This window comes from Alteromonas halophila (genome assembly GCF_014651815.1).
Classification (GTDB): domain Bacteria; phylum Pseudomonadota; class Gammaproteobacteria; order Enterobacterales; family Alteromonadaceae; genus Alteromonas; species Alteromonas halophila.
This window is the reverse complement of sequence record NZ_BMXP01000014.1, coordinates 1-17,961: the sequence shown is the minus strand read 5'-3', so window position 1 is coordinate 17,961 and position 17,961 is coordinate 1. Positions and strand designations below refer to the sequence as shown.

Annotated in this window: 12 protein-coding genes; 9 read left to right on the top strand and 3 right to left on the bottom strand. The window is 49.8% G+C overall.

Features of this window, described 5'->3' with window-relative positions; genetic code table 11:
* Nucleotides 1–250: 250 nt before the first annotated feature.
* Complete coding sequence (locus IE054_RS16970) at nucleotides 251–784, bottom strand: hypothetical protein (protein ID WP_189408402.1); 534 nt, start codon at nucleotides 782–784, stop codon at nucleotides 251–253.
* A 709-nt stretch (nucleotides 785–1,493) separates the two neighbouring features.
* Between IE054_RS16970 and IE054_RS16965 the strand changes: the two genes are divergently transcribed.
* The 9 genes from IE054_RS16965 to IE054_RS16925 all read left to right on the top strand — a co-directional run bounded on the left by IE054_RS16965 (nucleotide 1,494) and on the right by IE054_RS16925 (nucleotide 15,910).
* Nucleotides 1,494–4,682 (top strand): FG-GAP-like repeat-containing protein, encoded by a 3,189-nt coding sequence (locus IE054_RS16965; RefSeq protein ID WP_189408400.1) that lies wholly within the window; start codon nucleotides 1,494–1,496, stop codon nucleotides 4,680–4,682.
* Nucleotides 4,679–6,712 (top strand): multiheme c-type cytochrome, encoded by a 2,034-nt coding sequence (locus IE054_RS16960; RefSeq protein ID WP_189408398.1) that lies wholly within the window; start codon nucleotides 4,679–4,681, stop codon nucleotides 6,710–6,712. The genes IE054_RS16965 and IE054_RS16960 overlap by 4 nt, the downstream gene beginning before the upstream one ends.
* A 189-nt stretch (nucleotides 6,713–6,901) precedes the next feature.
* Entirely contained in the window at nucleotides 6,902–7,570 is a 669-nt protein-coding gene (locus IE054_RS16955; RefSeq protein ID WP_189408397.1) for a GntR family transcriptional regulator, read from the top strand.
* A 21-nt stretch (nucleotides 7,571–7,591) separates the two neighbouring features.
* On the top strand, nucleotides 7,592–8,467 hold the full coding sequence (prpB, locus tag IE054_RS16950) for a methylisocitrate lyase (protein WP_189408395.1): 876 nt from the start codon (nucleotides 7,592–7,594) through the stop codon (nucleotides 8,465–8,467).
* A gap of 42 nt (nucleotides 8,468–8,509) precedes the next feature.
* A complete protein-coding gene (gene prpC, locus IE054_RS16945; RefSeq protein WP_189408393.1) occupies nucleotides 8,510–9,631 on the top strand; it encodes a bifunctional 2-methylcitrate synthase/citrate synthase in 1,122 nt (373 codons plus the stop codon).
* Between the two features lie 87 nt (nucleotides 9,632–9,718).
* Nucleotides 9,719–12,319 (top strand): Fe/S-dependent 2-methylisocitrate dehydratase AcnD, encoded by a 2,601-nt coding sequence (gene acnD / locus IE054_RS16940; protein ID WP_189408391.1) that lies wholly within the window; start codon nucleotides 9,719–9,721, stop codon nucleotides 12,317–12,319.
* Between the two features lie 194 nt (nucleotides 12,320–12,513).
* Nucleotides 12,514–13,695 (top strand): 2-methylaconitate cis-trans isomerase PrpF, encoded by a 1,182-nt coding sequence (gene prpF, locus IE054_RS16935; RefSeq protein ID WP_189408390.1) that lies wholly within the window; start codon nucleotides 12,514–12,516, stop codon nucleotides 13,693–13,695.
* Nucleotides 13,696–14,230: 535 nt separating this feature from the next.
* Complete coding sequence (locus IE054_RS16930; protein WP_189408388.1) at nucleotides 14,231–14,830, top strand: hypothetical protein; 600 nt, start codon at nucleotides 14,231–14,233, stop codon at nucleotides 14,828–14,830.
* A gap of 735 nt (nucleotides 14,831–15,565) precedes the next feature.
* Nucleotides 15,566–15,910 (top strand): hypothetical protein, encoded by a 345-nt coding sequence (locus IE054_RS16925; protein ID WP_189408386.1) that lies wholly within the window; start codon nucleotides 15,566–15,568, stop codon nucleotides 15,908–15,910.
* Nucleotides 15,911–16,504: 594 nt separating this feature from the next.
* On the opposite strand, the gene IE054_RS16920 is transcribed toward IE054_RS16925, so the two are convergent.
* The gene (locus IE054_RS16920) at nucleotides 16,505–16,945 is read right to left on the bottom strand and encodes a cold-shock protein (protein WP_189408385.1); all 441 of its coding nucleotides are present in this window, start codon (nucleotides 16,943–16,945) and stop codon (nucleotides 16,505–16,507) included.
* 296 nt (nucleotides 16,946–17,241) lie between these two features.
* Nucleotides 17,242–17,679 (bottom strand): hypothetical protein, encoded by a 438-nt coding sequence (locus tag IE054_RS16915; RefSeq protein WP_189408383.1) that lies wholly within the window; start codon nucleotides 17,677–17,679, stop codon nucleotides 17,242–17,244.
* Between the last annotated feature and the right edge of the window lie 282 nt (nucleotides 17,680–17,961).

The following is a 17,961-nucleotide window of genomic DNA, read 5'->3' as shown; positions in this document are numbered from 1 at the left end:
CGCACGCACCAACGCCCACGGGCTCTCCCATGGCAACTACGCGTGCATTTCTTTTACAACGTGTACAACAAGGCCCTGAATGTCGGCCGGTAAGGGATGATATGTTGTGCTTCGACAGCAAGGTTCCGAAGCGGAAGGTAATGCGGGCTTACATTTTTTTATTTATTCAGTAAGCCACACCAGTCAACATAACAATTATAAATTTAGCAGGCTTTATTGTGCCTGCTCTTATTTTTATCGATTATTTGTTTCAGACTCGCCGACGCACGGCTCTGCTTAAACCCGCTAAGCCAAGCAACAACAGCGCTAACGCGCCAGGCTCGGCAACGTCCGCTGTATTCGCCCGCTGCGTATTGCCTGCAGCCACGACATTAAAGCCGATGTCATAAACTTCGAAAAACTGCGAGCCAGGCATGCCTGCGCCGATATACTGGGCAACCACCGAAAAGCCACCGAGCATATCGCCCAAAGCAATGGGGCTGGCCAGATCAATAAAGGCCCCATACAGACCATCATCAGGCAAGCCGAGATCGGGATTGAATGCGTAGGTCAACCAGCCTGTTGGGCCGGTATCCAAAGACAAACTTGTAAACAGCGTATAATCAAAAAAGAGACTAAATTCTTCAACACCGGCGACAAGATCATCATTGATGACCGTGTAATCATACTGGTAACTGCCCCCACCTAAATCTGTGACATCGTACTCAATAATGACCGCCTTACTGCTGGCGGCAAACAAAAACAAACTGGTTATGACTAACGTGCGAATGATTTTTGGTACCATGATATTATCCACTTCGGTTGCCTGAATCTGCCAATGTGATCCAGTCTTAGCAATCAGAAAGCCCACTACACGAACTGTGCCAGCTATTATTTAAATACGTAAAATCAATAAGTTAATTTTTCAACGCTGTCATAAACAGAAAAAATGTAAAGAAACCTGACAATTTTTCAGATTGATACCGAATCCCTCACTGAAACATTTTATTAACAAACGTTAAATCTGGCTTTTTGTTTCAAACAGTTAGCCAACTTTCATACCTTACAGTCCGGCAATTTCTCCGGTGTTTAATTTTTCGTCAGTATCTAAGCATCTGTGTCATGCGTACCTTAATAACAGACTGCATCACTAAATTGCATTGGCGATGAACAAAATTTGTGCAATAGTCAAAAGACAATGAGTCACTGAAAAACCTTAAATCAGGATGATGCTGCGATACCTGTGGTTCCCCGTCTCTGCCATCGTGGCAGCAGTGTGCTGGCTGCTTTTAAGCGGCAGGCCACCTCCCTCGTATGAAGATACCGTGCCGCCTTACCAGCCTGTTGTTACAACCCGTTCCTTTTCAGCTACCCCAGACACCATGCAGTTCAGGGATATCAGCGCGCGCTGGAACCTGTGGTCTGAACACCGCCAGTCTTCTCATGTCCTCACGTCTATAGAGGAAACTTTATCTGCAGGTGCCTGCATAATCGATACAAATAGCGACAGCTTTATGGACATAGTCATTCTGGGGGGCAGCGGCTTTACCCGGGATTACGGTAAAAAAGCCTGGTGGCATACCGTCGTCGGCAACCATATTCTGCAAAATAATCAGGGCCACTATCTAATGCCAGAGGCCGGCGACTCGGGGATCGATCAGCATTTCTCAGCCACCGCGTGCGCTATCGCTGATCTGGATAACGACCGTGACCAGGATATTGTCTTAACCGGTCCCGATGGCGTGCAATTATATCGCAACGACGGCACCGGACATTTCGATCAGGTAGCGTTACCTTCCGGACTAGACCTTAGCGCCTGGACGACCCATGCCGCAATTGCGGACTTTAATCAGGACGGTCTTGCCGATATCTATTTGTCACGTTTCATTGATTACAATAAAGGGGCTCGAACCTTCGAAACCCTGTCAGGGTATAAGTCGGTCACGGATGTCGACTTTCAGCCTGCGTTTTATGATGCTGTACCCAACCTGTTACTGGTAAATCAGGGCAACCTTGCGTTTTCAGCACACCCTTTCTCAGATGATATTAATGACGCTGCAGGCAGAACATTGTCATCACAATGGCACGATTTTAATGATGACGGCTGGTTGGATCTTTTGGTACTGAACGGGTTTGGATCACCAGCCCAGGTCTATCTGAACGAACAGGGACGTACCTTTAAGGTCGCTGAACAAGCGCTGAGAAAACTGCATATTACAGATTCACGCGCGGTGCTGATTGATCATTTCAGCGACGCCGAACGACCATCCTATTTGTTCAGCCGGCCACGGGCACAACGCAGCATTAGTCTAAGTTACCAGCACAGCCAGTTGCGGGATACCACCTATCAGGACGGGTTTGATAAACCGAATCTTCACTTTGACAACTGGGGTATGACGACGGGCGACTGGGACAATGACGGCGACCTGGATGTGTACGTGTCGTCTGGTGGCGCAATGCCCGATGCAGATGCCCCTAATATATCGCAGGCGCAGTCTGATTTGGTCTTTAGCAATCAGCACAACACTCACTTTTCAGCGATGCAAACCGTCAGTATGGCATTACCATCACATTCGGGTCGCACCGCATTGCGGGTGGATCTGGATAATGACGGCCAGCTTGAAGTATTGCAGGGCAATAATAACGACGGCTTCCGGCTTTTAAAAAGCGTCCCCCAAACAGCGGGCAACTGGCTGGGCCTGGTCCCGGAAAAGCCGCTTAGCTGGATTGATGCCACCATTACCGTGGAGCTGCCAGACCGGGTTATATATCGGCGGTTCAGCGGCCAGGCGGGCCTTTTTGGTACGGACGATGGCCGTTTGCATATCGGTCTTGGAAAGGCCCAGTCCGTGAACAATATCGCCATCACCACAAAACAAAAAACGGTCAACCTGGGCGCTGTTGAGATTAACCGTTATCATCGCGTCGACCTCATGAATGGCACTACGCAGCGTGCAGATATTGCTGCCGGGGAGGACCCCCTGATGCAACTGGTTGATTCGTCTGATCAGCGTTCCCTGATCGAAATCGCGTCGATACTGCAAAAAAACAATGATCTGGCCTCCTATTACATTGATCGAATCTGGCAGCGCGCCAGCCCCGACACTCGCCTGACATTGCTAGCCCGGCTGACACCTGCCAACACGCCACAGACCAGCACATTGCTTTTTCATGCGCTCGCATCCAGTAGCAGGTCGCTGATCCTGTCCGCATTGCATCACCTGAAACAACGTGAAATGGAAAGCAGTATTGCCCGCATCACTCCGCTTCTGGCGTCTGACGACCCGGAAATTGTGTGTGCCACGGCCGGCATGCTGGCACATTTTTATGAACAGGAAGAAGCCGTCATTCATCGCAAATACCTTGCTGTCGCACCGCTTCTGCACGCGCTTAACGACACCGCCGCGCCGCAGGCTCAGCTATGTATTATGAATGCGCTGGCGCATGCCGAGCATCAGCGTGCTGTGCCCTTTTTACTCGCGAAACTAGCGCGAACAACGGATGAAGATATTCAGACCGGGCTCATCAGAGCACTTGGCATGATAAGAAGTGCAACCGCAACCGGACAACTTGTTGCTACATTGCCCCACCTTTCTGGTGGCAGAGCGAAAGCGGCCGCACTGATAGCATTAGAGCGACTCAGTTACGCCGATGTCAGTCTTCTCGCGCAGCGCTACATTCCTGAACACTATGACAATACAATCGACGCTGAAGTACTGCACAGGCAGCTTAACCTCTTTTCATATCTGTTTACCGAAAGTGATGGGCTGGTCATCGCTAAATACAAGGTAAAGCAACGCTTTTCCACACTTGCTGAAACCATCCTTGCAACCCGAAATGAGCCGTTGATCGCAGCAATGCTGACCATTGCCGGACGCAGTCAGGACAACCACCTGTTACCGGTCGTCACGCAAGTGCCTGAAACATTATCCGATACCATCAGGCTCAAGCGACTGGGTATTGCGCTTACGCTGGCCTCCCCTGCACAACGTCCTGACTATGAAGCCGAGTTACTGGCCTGGAATGCCCCTGCACGGCTGTCGCTGTTAAAGGCCTTCCCCCACTCTCTGCCGCTGTCCCGGGCGACCGTGCAGGCGCTTGCTCAGGCATGGGCGCGAGACGCTAACGACAGTGAAGAACTCGTCCGTGCGGTGAGCTTGCTTAAAGCTGAGTACCGACCACTGGCCGTTGCACACCTTTTGGACCGAAACCTGGTCCCCCTCGCCGCACCGCTGTTCAATGCCCTTACCCATGCGGGTATTCCGTACACAAACAGAATGCAGTCAGCACTGGATAACACGCCAGACGATGCACACATTGCCCTGCTTCGCTGGATATATGCCGATACCGTCGATGCGCTGTCTGCCAGTTCTCGAATCAAAGTGCGCATGATATTTAACCAGCTCATGAACAGCGAGTCTCAGAGCTGGGCCAGTAAGCAAGCCCTTTTACAGCTGGCAGCGTCCCGAGAGATGAGTATTGCAGAGCAATTTATTCCTTTGTATGCAGAGAACCTCAAAGGCAGTGATATCGTCGATATGTTACTTGCCCTGCCCACACCACTGGCTTCCGATTCCCTGCGCGCGATTCAGTCTGAGGTGTTTAATGACACCGGCAACAGCCGTTATACCCGCCTTAAAGCAGCGCAATTAATGGAACTGCCAGACCATCAACTGCTCTCACTGATGGGAGATAACACATGAATACGCCGCTCGATACGCTACTGCGCAGTGACCGCCAACTGTCTGTCGGCATGAATATTTTCCTGCTGCTGGCGACATTCAGCGGCGTCATTATTCTTTTTTTCAGTTCACACAGCGTATGGCAGCAGTGGAATATACTGGCCCACCTGTTCAGTGGCCTGGCGTTTAGTCTGTTAGCCCTGCCCTACTTTCTGGTTCACTTCAGGCGCACACTGGGATTTCGGCGGGCCGGATTACTCGCCAGCGGCCTGGTACTGTTTTTCCTGTATCTGGGCGGTGCACTGAGCGGCTGGCACCTGTTAGTTGCAGGTCAGTCTGAAGCGCTGCGCTGGGTTGTTGATGCGCACCTGTTTTTTACCTTTAGTTTCCTGACTGCCCTTATTCTGCATATTTACTGGCATATTCGTTATCTGCCGGAAAAGCGAAAAAAAGGGCCCTACGGGGCGCTGCCCAGTGTCACCAAACCCATGCTCATCAGGATCTCCCTGTACAACGTGAGCTTCATCGCGGTACTGGTGCTGCTTACCCTGTTTTACCCGGGCAACCTGCAGCCGCAGGCCAGCGACGGTGTTGTTGCCTCCTATCAGCAGGCCTACGGGCCGCATCCGTTCAGACCCAGTCAGACGGAAACCGTGCATGGAAAGTTTGTGCCTCCTGAGCAGTTGGGTAATTCCTTTGAATGTATGGCCTGCCATGCCGATGTTGGCAAGCAGTGGGTTTCATCCATGCATCAGCAGGCCGCATCCGACCCTGCCTACGTAAAAAATATTACCCTGCTGGTAGAGAATAAGGGAATTGCGGCGGCCCGGTACTGTGAAGGCTGCCATGCGCCTGTCGCACTGCTCAGCGGCGAGCTGACACCGGGCGGCGAACACGGGGGAATTTCTGGTACGTTGTCGAATCAGCAGGGCGTCTCGTGCATGAGTTGCCACGGGATAAAAAACCTGCCGCACATCAAAGGGGTGGCCAGTTACGAGTTTACTCCCGCCCGCCATTATCTTTTTGAACACAGTGACAATCCGCTACTGGTAGCACTGAATCAGCGCCTGATCAAAGTGAAACCAGACCAGCACAAGGCCGATATGATGCACGATATTCTCAAAGATCCTAAGGTTTGTGCCAGTTGCCATACACAGTTTATGGATGCCGACATGAACAACTGGGGCTGGGTAAAAATGCAGGATGAGTACGGTGCCTGGCTGCAGGGTCCGTTCTCTCAGCATCATCAGGAAAACTTTGCCAGTGCTGAGTACACCCGTTGCCAGGACTGCCATATGCCGCTGATGGCGCTTAATGATCCGTCTGCGGACAAGGACGGTCAGGTGCGATCGCACCATTTTCCTGGTGCTGCGACGTTTTTACCTTTGTTGCGCGGTGATACCGAGCACTTCGAGGCAACCAAAGCTTTTTTGCAGACCAACAAAATGCGACTGCAAATTGAACCGCCTCACCGCAGCGATGCGGTACAAAACCTGCAATTTCTGGATGAAGCTATTCGTGATCGCACCGAAACGCCATACTTCTATTACCTGGGTGAACTGGCCCGTATCCAGCTAGTTGTCACCAATCAGGGAGTTGGCCATAACTTTCCCGGCGGCACTATCGACATCAACGAAGCCTGGGTAGAGCTGACGGTGACCGACGCAAGCGGTGCCAGGGTGTATGTGAGCGGTGAAATTCAGCCTGGCGGAGATGTTGATCCCAGCGCCTATTTTTATCGCTCGCTGCCGGTTGACCGGCAAGGCAAGCTGGTATGGAAGCATGATTTATTTAACCGTATTGGTGAGTCTTTCAAACGCGTTATTCCCGCCGGAGAGTCTGATATTGTCACTTATGAGTTCCGTGTACCGGCCTGGGCGAAGACTCCGTTAACGGTCACTGGACGTTTGCGATACCGTAAACTGAATAACCGCTATGCCAGCTGGGCACTGGCCAACCATGATATTGAGATCCCCGCCATCGATATGGCCTGGGATAGCCTCAATATTCCGGTCAAGGTGCGTAAAGAGGTCACTATCGCGGGCTATTAGGTTTGCGGCGACGGTGCAACCGCCACCGAAAACAGGGAGCGTCACGCTCGTCGCTTCCCGCAGCAACTGCATAAGACATTGGCCTCATCAGCCTCAGTTGTCGACAATATAGCTGTCTTTTATTTGACGAAGCGCTATTCCACCACTATATTGTCGACATCTAAATCAACAATCATCACTTCAATGGCTATGAGTCTCGGTATAGAACAACCCGTCACCAACGCAGATAAGACGTTCTTTCAGCTGCGTAAAGATATCGTTGAAGGACTGATTGCGTCTGGCAGCAAGCTAAGCGAAACCGAATTGTCGACAAGGTATGAGGTCAGCCGTGCGGTTATCCGCGAAGCAATTAACCGTCTGGCCAGTTGTCATCTTGTGGAACGTCGTGCCAACGTCGGCGCAAGGGTTGTCGACCTGTCACCGGACGGACTGATCCAGCTTTATCAGGTACGCGAAGCACTGGAAGGTATGGCCGCCCGGCTCGCTGCGCGTAATATGCAGGATGAGGAAATTGCCTCACTGCAGGGCCTTATCGACAGCCATTTTAATAAAGTCAAAGACGGTCAGTCTTACTATCAGGAAGCCGGTGACGTAGATTTTCACTATCGTATCGTGCTGGGCAGCAAAAACGCCCATCTCATCAGTGTGCTGATTGACGGTCTGTACCATCTGGTACGCATGTACCGGGTGCAACTGGGCATGGCTGGTCCGCGGGTCACCCGTGCCTATGACGAACACCGCAACATTGTGCATGCCATCGCGAATCGCGATGAGGAACTCGCAGAAATCCTGATGCGCCGCCATATTCTTTATTCAAAAAATAATATCGAAGCCAAGCTTCGTTCACCTTCTCCTTAAACCACTATAAGGGCATTGATTATGAGTGCAGGAAAGAAATTCAGAAACGCGTTAGCGAACAACAAACCGTTGCAAATCGTAGGCACCATTAACGCCTATACCGCGATCATGGCGAAATCCATCGGTCATCAGGCGATCTACCTGTCTGGCGGCGGCGTGGCCAATGCCTCGTATGGCCTGCCTGATCTGGGCATGACCTCGCTGAACGATGTTATTGCTGATGTGCAGCGTATCACCAGTGCCTGCGACCTGCCGTTACTGGTTGACATCGATACAGGCTGGGGTGGCGCATTTAACATTGCCAAAACCGTCAGAGACATGGAGAAAGCCGGTGCTGCAGCGGTTCATATGGAAGATCAGGTGGCGCAGAAGCGGTGTGGTCACCGCCCCAACAAAGAAGTGGTGTCAGTTGATGAAATGGTTGATCGCATCAAAGCGGCGGTGGATGCCCGCACCGGTCCTGATTTCTTTATCATGGCCCGCACCGATGCTTTTGGTATTGAAGGACTGGATGCCGCCATCGCGCGCGCCAAAGCCTATGTAGAAGCCGGAGCTGACGGGATCTTCGCCGAGGCAGTGCAAACCGAAGAACACTACCGTGCGTTCCGTGAAGCACTGGATGTACCCATTCTGGCTAACATTACCGAGTTTGGAAAAACGGAACTTTGGAACAAACAGCAGCTTGGCGAATGGGGCGCAGACATGGTGCTTTATCCGTTAAGTGCATTCCGCGCCATGAACAAGGCGGCAGAAACCGTGTATCAGTCTATATTGGACAACGGCGATCAAACGGCAGTAGTCGATATGATGCAAACCCGCATGGAACTGTACGATTACCTTGGTTATCACGAGTACGAACAAAAACTCGATGAATTATTCAGTAAAAACAAAGACTAAGTCGAACAACCCTACTTTTTAACGTATTCAGGAGACAATCACATGGCAAAACAACTTGGTGGAGCCGGACTGCGCGGCCAGGTAGCCGGTAAAACAGCCCTATCAACCGTCGGTAAATCAGGCTCGGGCCTGACGTACCGTGGCTATGATGTTAAAGATCTGGCGAATAACTGTGAGTTTGAAGAAGTCGCGCACCTTATTTTAAAAGGTAAGCTGCCCACCCAGGCCGAACTGGACAGCTACAAAGAAAAGCTGCGTTCACTGCGGGGGCTGCCAGATGCGCTTAAAGAAGTGCTTGAGCGCATTCCTAAAGACGCGCATCCCATGGATGTTCTGCGTACCGGCTGCTCAATGCTGGGTAACCTGGAAACCGAAGAAGACTTTTCTGAACAACAGGATGCCACCGACCGCATGCTGGCCTGCTTCCCGAGTATTATTTGCTACTGGTACCGCTTCAGCCACGACGGCGTGCGTGTCGATGTTGAAACCAACGACGATTCTATTGGCAGCCACTTCCTGCACCTGCTGCACGGCGAGAAGCCCAGTGAACTGCACGAACAGGTTATGCATGTATCGCTTATCCTGTACGCTGAACACGAATTTAATGCCTCTACCTTCACGGCGCGGGTATGCGCATCGACCCTGTCTGACATGCATTCGTGCGTGACCGGTGCCATTGGTTCTCTGCGCGGACCTCTGCACGGGGGGGCCAATGAAGCGGCCATGGCTATGATTGAGAAATTTGAGTCGCCGGATCACGCCGAGCAGGAAATGATGGGCATGCTGGAGCGTAAAGAGAAGATCATGGGCTTTGGTCATGCTGTGTATTCAGACTCTGATCCCCGTAATGAAATTATCAAACAGTGGTCTGAAAAACTCGCCAAAGATGTTGGCGATGAGGTGTTATACCCGGTATCTGTGCGTTGTGAAGAAGTCATGTGGCGCGAGAAAAAACTGTTCTGTAATGCCGATTTCTTCCATGCCTCCGCGTATAACTTCATGGGTATTCCCACCAAGCTGTTTACCCCAATTTTCGTGATGTCGCGTCTGACCGGCTGGGCCGCACACGTGATGGAACAACGTGCCGACAACCGTATCATCCGCCCCTCTGCGGACTATACCGGTGAAGAACTGCGCAGCGTTCCACCCATTTCAGAGCGTTGATTATCTGACTTTTCGGCGGGGTGCCTACCCCGCCTGCTTCACGCTAAGACAGGCTGCACTGACCCTACCTCGTGCAAGGAGACCTAAATGAATTTCGATTACCGTAAACCATTGCCCGGCAGTAACCTAGATTACTTCGATACCCGCGAGGCTGTGGATACAATGAAACCCGGTGCCTATGACACCCTGCCCTATACCTCCCGCGTGCTGGCCGAGAACCTGGTCAGACGCTGCCCGCCAGAGCAGCTTAAAGGTGCACTGGAACAACATATCTTTCGCAAGCGCGATCGGGATTTTCCCTGGTATCCGGCCCGCGTAGTATGCCATGACATTCTGGGGCAGACCGCGCTGGTTGACCTGGCTGGTCTGCGCGATGCCATTGCTGAGAAAGGCGGCGATCCCGCCAAGGTCAATCCGGTGGTCCCCACGCAGCTGATTGTTGACCACTCACTGGCGGTAGAGCATGCCGGGTTTGAAAAAGATGCCTTTGAGAAAAACCGCGCCATTGAAGACCGCCGTAATGACGACCGCTTTCACTTTATCAACTGGACCAAAACCGCGTTTAAAAACGTGGATGTGATCCCGCCGGGTAACGGCATCATGCACCAGATAAACTTAGAACGTATGTCACCGGTGATCCATGCCCGCGACGGCGTAGCCTTCCCCGACACTCTGGTCGGCACCGACAGCCACACGCCGCACGTGGATGCGCTGGGTGTGATAGCACTGGGTGTTGGCGGTCTGGAAGCCGAAAGTGTGATGCTGGGACGTGCGTCTTACATGCGTTTGCCTGACATTGTGGGCGTTGAACTGACCGGTAAGCCACAACCGGGGATTACCGCCACCGATATCGTACTGGCACTGACTGAGTTTTTACGTAAAGAACGTGTTGTCTCGGCGTACCTCGAATTTTATGGCGAAGGCGCGTCACACCTGACGTTAGGCGACCGTGCCACCATCTCGAATATGACACCGGAGTACGGTGCCAGCGCGGCGATGTTCTACATTGATGAACAGACCATTGATTACCTTAAACTCACTGGCCGTGAAGAAAAGCAGATTGAACTGGTTGAAAACTACGCCAAACATACCGGTCTGTGGGCTGACTCACTGAAGTCAGCAGAATACGAACGCACCCTGCAATTTGACTTGTCTGCGGTTGAACGTACCATGGCCGGACCTTCTAACCCGCATGCCCGTTTACCGACTACAGAGCTGGCCAATCGCGGTATTGCAGGCGACTGGCAGGAGGAAGACGGCAAACTGCCCGACGGCGCGGTCATCATCGCCGCCATTACCAGTTGCACCAACACCAGTAACCCGCGCAACGTGATTGCCGCCGGACTGCTGGCTAAAAAAGCCAACGAAAAAGGCCTGATGCGCAAGCCCTGGGTGAAATCCTCACTGGCCCCAGGCTCCAAAGCCGTTAAACTGTATCTGGAAGAGTCGAACCTGCTGTCCGAACTGGAGACTTTAGGTTTTGGTGTGGTGGCCTTCGCCTGCACCACCTGTAACGGCATGAGTGGCGCGCTGGATCCAAAAATTCAGCAGGAAATTATCGACCGCGATTTATATTCCACGGCGGTGTTAAGCGGTAACCGTAACTTTGACGGACGCATCCACCCTTACGCCAAGCAGGCCTTTCTGGCCTCACCGGCGCTGGTCGTCGCCTACGCGATTGCCGGTACCATTCGCTTTGATATCGAAAAAGACGTACTGGGCACCGATCACGACGGCAACCCGGTCACCTTAAAAGACTTATGGCCCAGCGATGAGGAAATCGATGCCATGATCGCCGAACATGTGAAGCCCGAGCACTTCCGCAAAGTGTACGAGCCAATGTTCGATTTGAAGGTGGATGACGGCAGTAATATCAACCCACTGTATGACTGGCGTGAAATGAGTACCTATATTCGACGTCCGCCTTACTGGGAGGGTGCCATGGATGCGCCGCGCACCATGAAAGGCATGCGTCCGCTGGCAATTTTAGGGGACAATATCACTACCGACCACCTGTCACCTTCTAACGCCATTCTGGCCAGCAGTGCGGCCGGCGAGTACCTGACCACAATGGGTGTGCCAGAGGAAGACTTTAACTCGTATGCCACTCACCGTGGTGACCACCTTACCGCGCAGCGCGCCACCCTCGCGAACCCCAAAGTGTTTAACGAAATGGTGACAGAGAACGGCGAGGTTAAACAGGGCTCACTGGCCCGTGTTGAGCCCGAAGGTGAAGTGGTACGGATGTGGGAAGCCATCGAAACCTACATGCAGCGCAAGCAGCCGCTGATCATTGTTGCCGGTGCCGATTACGGGCAGGGCTCGTCTCGCGACTGGGCAGCCAAGGGCGTGCGTCTGGCCGGCGTGGAAGTGATTGTCGCCGAAGGTTTCGAGCGTATTCACCGTACCAACCTGATTGGAATGGGTGTACTGCCGCTGGAGTTTAAACCCGGCACTACCCGTAAAACGCTGGAATTGGACGGCACCGAAACCTACGACGTAGAAGGCGAGCCGCAGGCCGGCGCCACCCTGACCCTGAAAGTGACACGGCAAAATGGCGAGACCATGGACGTACCGGTCACCTGTCGACTGGATACTGGCGAAGAGGTATCCATTTACGAAGCGGGCGGCGTACTGCAACGTTTTGCCAAGGACTTTCTGGAAGCCGAGGAAGCGGCTGACGCCTGATTGCAGTGGGCACTTCGCAGTGAGCTGGGAGGGGGCGCTTTCCCCTTCCGGGCACGCGGTGGACCTATCCCTGGGCGCTACGCTGCCGCCTCCCTGCGGCAGAGGGCCCGGAGAGTGAAAACCGCCCTCTCCCTATCGCTGCCGTTGGTAGCAACATTAAAGAGAATATTGAATCTGATAGGACCAAAACAGATATGACACAGCATGCACCACAAATTAAAGTACCCGCGACCTACATGCGCGGCGGCACCAGTAAAGGTGTGTTTTTCAATTTAAACGATTTGCCAGAATCTGCGAAGACACCCGGCGCAGCCCGGGACGCGTTGTTACTGCGTGTGATTGGCAGCCCGGACCCGTATGGAAAACAGACCGACGGCATGGGTGGTGCCACCTCCAGCACCAGTAAAACTGTGATCCTGAATCGCAGCGAGCGGGACGGGTACGACGTCGATTATCTGTTTGGTCAGGTCGCTATTGATAAGCCCTTTATCGACTGGAGCGGCAACTGTGGCAATCTGACCGCCGCAGTGGGCGCGTTCGCTATCAGTCAGGGCATGGTGGATAAAAGCCGGTTGCCGGAAAACGGCATTGCCGAAGTGCGCATCTGGCAGGTAAATATCAGCAAAGCGATTATTGCCCATGTGCCCATGACCAATGGTGAAGTACAGGAAACCGGTGACTTTGAACTGGACGGCGTCACCTTCCCGGCCGCCGAAGTAAAAATTGCGTTTAAGGATCCGGCCGACGGCGAAGGTGCCATCTTCCCTACCGGTCGACTTATCGACAAGCTGGATGTGCCCGGTGTTGGCACCCTTGACGCCACCATGATCAATGCCGGCATCCCCACTATTTTTATCGATGCCGCCGACATCGGCTATACCGGTACTGAACTGCAGGACGATATCAACAGCGACCCGGACGCCCTGGCCCGGTTTGAGGCTATCCGCGCCTACGGGGCGGTGAAGATGGGACTTATCAGCGATGTGGGTGAAGCCGCCGCACGTCAGCATACACCGAAAGTAGCAATGGTCGCGCCGCCCCGCGATTACAAGGCCTCAAGCGGTAAGGATGTGCTGGGCAATGACATTGATGTATTGGTTCGCGCCATGTCCATGGGCAAGCTGCATCATGCCATGATGGGCACCGCCGCCGTGGCTATTGCAGCGGCGGCTGCCATTCCTGATACGCTGGTAAACCGCGCCGCTGGCGGCAAGGATCGCAGTGCTGTGACATTCGGTCACCCGTCGGGCACCCTTCAGGTTGGCGCCAAAGCAGAGCTGATTGATGGCCGCTGGCATATTGAAGAAGCGGTGATGAGCCGTTCAGCGCGGGTACTGATGGAAGGACATGTGCGTGTCCCCGGTGATGCCTTCTAAGCTGTAACGGATTTTTACTCAGCCAGCATGGCTGACTGAACGCTAATCACGCCTCCGGCCGTAGGCGTTTATCGCACGTTTTTAGTTAATTAATGGACATATTAAGACGTTCTTCGCTTTCAAACGATGACGTCTGAAGCTTACCAAACTCAGTTCGTCACCCTCGCGCAGGCGAGGGTCTCCTTAGTACGTATTTCAGCCGTTCAGGAATTTTCAGAGTGAACTGTTAAATTGAGCGAATAGCGGATCGTCAACACCTTAATGGTGATGCTCTGCTGAAGCCAAGAAGTGGAAATTTAGTTTACTCAACCCTTTCTTTAAATGATTAGTACTCCGCACTATGGTATTTAAAGTGGATCTGACCCCATTTATTCAAAATTCAACAAACTGAGCTAGTCTATAAGATAGCTGTAGAGCAGGGGGTGAATACAGCTTGTATTTTTCTTATACTCTTGACAATCCGAAATTTTAAACTATCTATTAGGTTATAGTACCTAGCGGCAAAAGCTTAATATAAACTTTGTGAGGGAGCACTGTGATTATTATTACTCGCTTTTTGTTTTTATTACTGCTTTTCTATAACAACCTCGTTTTTGCGAACTCTCCTTCAATCAAAGAACCAGATATTAGATTCCCATCTCAATCGACGTTAGAGTTATTTGAGAAAACAAATTGCGATGAAGATAAAAACATCAACAAGGGACAATCAATAAGTAAAATTTGGATTGTAACTTTCAAAGAAAATTATGAATACTCGTCTGCGCTACGTGTATCAGAAGGCACATTTGTTGGTGATTCAGATATTCATTCATCGATATCAAGGCTCGACTTCCATGAGCAGGGAAAAAAGCACCCTAAAAAAATAGCTGATGGTATATTTAAGCGAAAAAGTTGTGTCTACGATGATGACTCAGGGGTTCTTTTAGTTTCATTGAGATTGAAGTTCTGCTCGGCAGATCCTATAAATAATGATTGCAATTCAGCTAGTGGCTACTTTAGCGTGGATTATATAAAAGAGCAGTTTCAATTAAATGAGCCAACTACTATATCCGTTAATGAAATAGGGATAATTTTTTTGGCTACCAATAGAATTGAGCTAGTTGAGAAAACTTTGAAAAAATATAAGGAATTGTAACTATGAAATACAAATATTTATCTGATAAAGATATTAAAGAAATGAACTTGTCTGATGATCGAGCTAAGGAACTAGAACAAAGTATTTCCTTAGCTATAGAGAGAGGTTCTAAATGCAATAAATGCAATTGTTCAGGTTTTGAAGTTGGTAATCCTACAACTAAATGCAGAAAATGTGGGCACTCGGTGCAGAGTCATATGTAAAAGTAAAATTTTCGATAACTGAAAATAAAATGGATCAGATCCACTTTATTCCTTTTTGGTCTTTCCATTAGAAGCACCCAACGACTGCTAATGGCACAACTAGGAAGTCCGATATCCCCCCCTGACGCTCTGCTGTTTGTCTCAAGAAGGCTCTGACGCTGTTAGGCTGCTCCGTACGTATTGCTGGCGCTGAGGGAATCGCTGAAAGCATCAATTCGCTTTATTTTTCACTCACCAGTATTGCGAACGCCTAAGCGTATGACTTGGCAGCGTGAAGCTGTTTTATGCCAATAGTGATTTATTTATATGCGAACAGTTGTTCGCATATAAATAGGTTCACAAAATATTAAAAGTGATGCCAGCGCAGTCACGGCAAAGGATAGCGGGAAATGTTCCGGTATGATAAAAATTAATATGCGGTTCTTAGAGTCCGCATCATTTAAATATAGATTTCGTTTAAGTGGTAGTAATGAGTACTAGTGGTTGGAAGTAAGTATGCTGTAAAAAATATATCTAAATCAAGGAGATAAAAATGGATGATGTAAAGGTTTTCATTAGTGTATGTGATGGTGTTGATGACATAGAGGTTTCTGGAGCGCAATTAAAAGGGGGAGATAAAGCTGTTTCTATAAAAGCAAATTTATTGAGCCTCAATGACGATAAAGTCAAAATTGAAATACCTGAACTAGATGTGAGTGGCCAAGTTGGTGATGCCTCAAAATTAAAATCTTTATCGGTGTTACTTTGTGAAGGTGCAGTAACTGTCATACCACAATACGTTGATGAATCTTTAAATATAATGAGATGTTGTTCATGCTGTACTCGTAATGGTGTTAGGCACTGCGTATACGGCAGTAGTGGGTGCGTCTGTTGTTAAAACCTAAAAATTAATATGCGGTTTTTAGAGTCCACATAATTTAAATTATATATTGCTAGGGAGTTAATTTTAAGCACTGCTTAATCGCAAGCTTTTATGCAAGTTTAATTTTCGCATTGGCGTTGATAACTATTGCACTCCCCGATTATTCTGGGGCTTCAATATTATTTGGCTTGTTTGCTTTTCCTGTAGCATTTATTTGGTCTGTGGCTCTTGCCTATCCGCTAATTTATATTCGTTCGAAGTTAAACCTTTAAAAATGGCGAAGTGGCTTGTTATTCGCAATTTTGGGGTTGGCTTTGGGAGCTATTACTCCAATATTGTTGCTGGATTCGGTGTCGGTAGGCGTAAATAGTATTGTATTTGTAATGCAGTATAGTTTTATTGGGTTAGTGGCTTCTTCTACTGCCCCTTATGCGGGCGTAGAACGTCCGTTGATTGTCTTGAAGAGACCACCGCCTTCGCGGTGGTGACGGTCTGGTTATCGCTCATTGCTGCCAGTACGGCCAAATGGAAACTTTCTCATCATGTGTCAGATCGGATATGAGTCACTACAAATTAAAATTCAGATAAGGTAACAGCCCGGCTTTCAATTCAAGATGTCGCGATCAACATCGTTACTCCCAAAAGTAATACAACTCCCCACACCCAATAACCAAGCTTTGCCATAAAATAATGTTTCACTGTTGAAGCGCAGTAAGGACAGTAGCCTTTATAGGGTTTACCTTTGTAAAACCCCATCCGAGGCATTACGCTCTTCTTGCAGCTTTTACAATATGGCAGGCCATTACTAGTTCCTGTTGCACTATCGGCTTTCGCAACTTTTGGAACATCCGCACGTTCAGTCATCATCTGAACAGCTCTGAACCGGCCTTCATTATCTTTATCTAAGGAAAAAGTTACAGCCTCACCCGAATTCAAAAATGCGTGATCACCTGAGTACCCCGAGATGTGAAAGAAATACTCCTCCCCGCATTCAGCGCGAACAAATCCATAGCCTTTATCATGGCGAAAACTTTTAATTGTCCCTTTCAAAAATGCAACTCCTAACTATTGTCGTTATTATCTAATTTGTCAGTCTTCTATGAGCGCCACTTCGCCGCCATTATTGACAGATTAACTGCTTACTGCAGTCTTCAGCATGTACCATCATCTCAACAAAGTAGAGTAAGGTGCTCAAAATCATGTATGAGCGCGTACACATCTTTGACTTCCCTGCAAAGTACACGGAGGCTTCATTAAATATGTCTTGGTCCCACCGGGTAACTGTCAGATCAGGTCTCAGCTAGTACAGTTAAGGAACAGAGGTATATTCTGCCCGTTCGTGTAACTTAAAGCTTTTCAGCCATCTCATTTACTTTGTGATTGTAGAACGCTTCAGCGAGTTTCTTGTCTTCAAGTGTTACTGTGATTTTACGATTGTTGGAGCTAATTTCGGCATCGCCGTATTTAGTGACAAACGCATCGGCAAACATTTGGAGGTCAGCATTATCACCAAATTGATTTTCAAAATCATTTTTTGAGTATTGCAATTCCATCTTGTAAAGATGGTCATTGTGATCGAAAAAGGTTCTTACTGAAGGTTTGAAGTCGATGCTTTTGAGGCTACTGGGCATAATCGATGAAGTTTGAATGCTGTAGTTCGATGCACCCATCGCTTCGAGTTTGGCCTGTACCTCTTCTTCACTTGAGCCGCTTTTGAATCCAGCGAACTCAAAAGCTGAGGCCTGAGCAGCCAGTAAAGAGAGCAGAATAATTGCAAAACGCATTGGCACTTTCCTTAGTAATCTGATTTATATTGATTTTCCGACGAGTATTGTCTTACGTTTCAGGTGATAACTTCAAGGATGAAATTTTATGAAAGCCTCAGCTATAGCGATTTTAGCATTACTCTCATGCTCTGGATCGGCCGCAATTTGAATCGCCTGTAGTGGTCAAGTCATTTTGGCCACACCGTTGTAGCTATTCCAGTAACGCTTCTCCGATTCATTCGGCGTTAAACCACCGTTGTATGAATGCGGTCTCAGTCGGTTGTAATAGCCAATAATATA

Bases quoted from the DNA above. Each gene is read 5' to 3' on its own strand.
- IE054_RS16960 (WP_189408398.1), top strand. From the start codon at position 4,679: ATGAATACGCCGCTCGATACGCTACTGCGCAGTGACCGCCAACTGTCT.
- acnD (WP_189408391.1), top strand. From the start codon at position 9,719: ATGAATTTCGATTACCGTAAACCATTGCCCGGCAGTAACCTAGATTAC.
- prpB (WP_189408395.1), top strand. From the start codon at position 7,592: ATGAGTGCAGGAAAGAAATTCAGAAACGCGTTAGCGAACAACAAACCG.
- prpF (WP_189408390.1), top strand. From the start codon at position 12,514: ATGACACAGCATGCACCACAAATTAAAGTACCCGCGACCTACATGCGC.
- IE054_RS16915 (WP_189408383.1), bottom strand. From the start codon at position 17,679: ATGCGTTTTGCAATTATTCTGCTCTCTTTACTGGCTGCTCAGGCCTCA.
- IE054_RS16970 (WP_189408402.1), bottom strand. From the start codon at position 784: ATGGTACCAAAAATCATTCGCACGTTAGTCATAACCAGTTTGTTTTTG.
- prpC (WP_189408393.1), top strand. From the start codon at position 8,510: ATGGCAAAACAACTTGGTGGAGCCGGACTGCGCGGCCAGGTAGCCGGT.
- IE054_RS16955 (WP_189408397.1), top strand. From the start codon at position 6,902: ATGAGTCTCGGTATAGAACAACCCGTCACCAACGCAGATAAGACGTTC.
- IE054_RS16925 (WP_189408386.1), top strand. From the start codon at position 15,566: ATGGATGATGTAAAGGTTTTCATTAGTGTATGTGATGGTGTTGATGAC.
- IE054_RS16965 (WP_189408400.1), top strand. From the start codon at position 1,494: ATGGACATAGTCATTCTGGGGGGCAGCGGCTTTACCCGGGATTACGGT.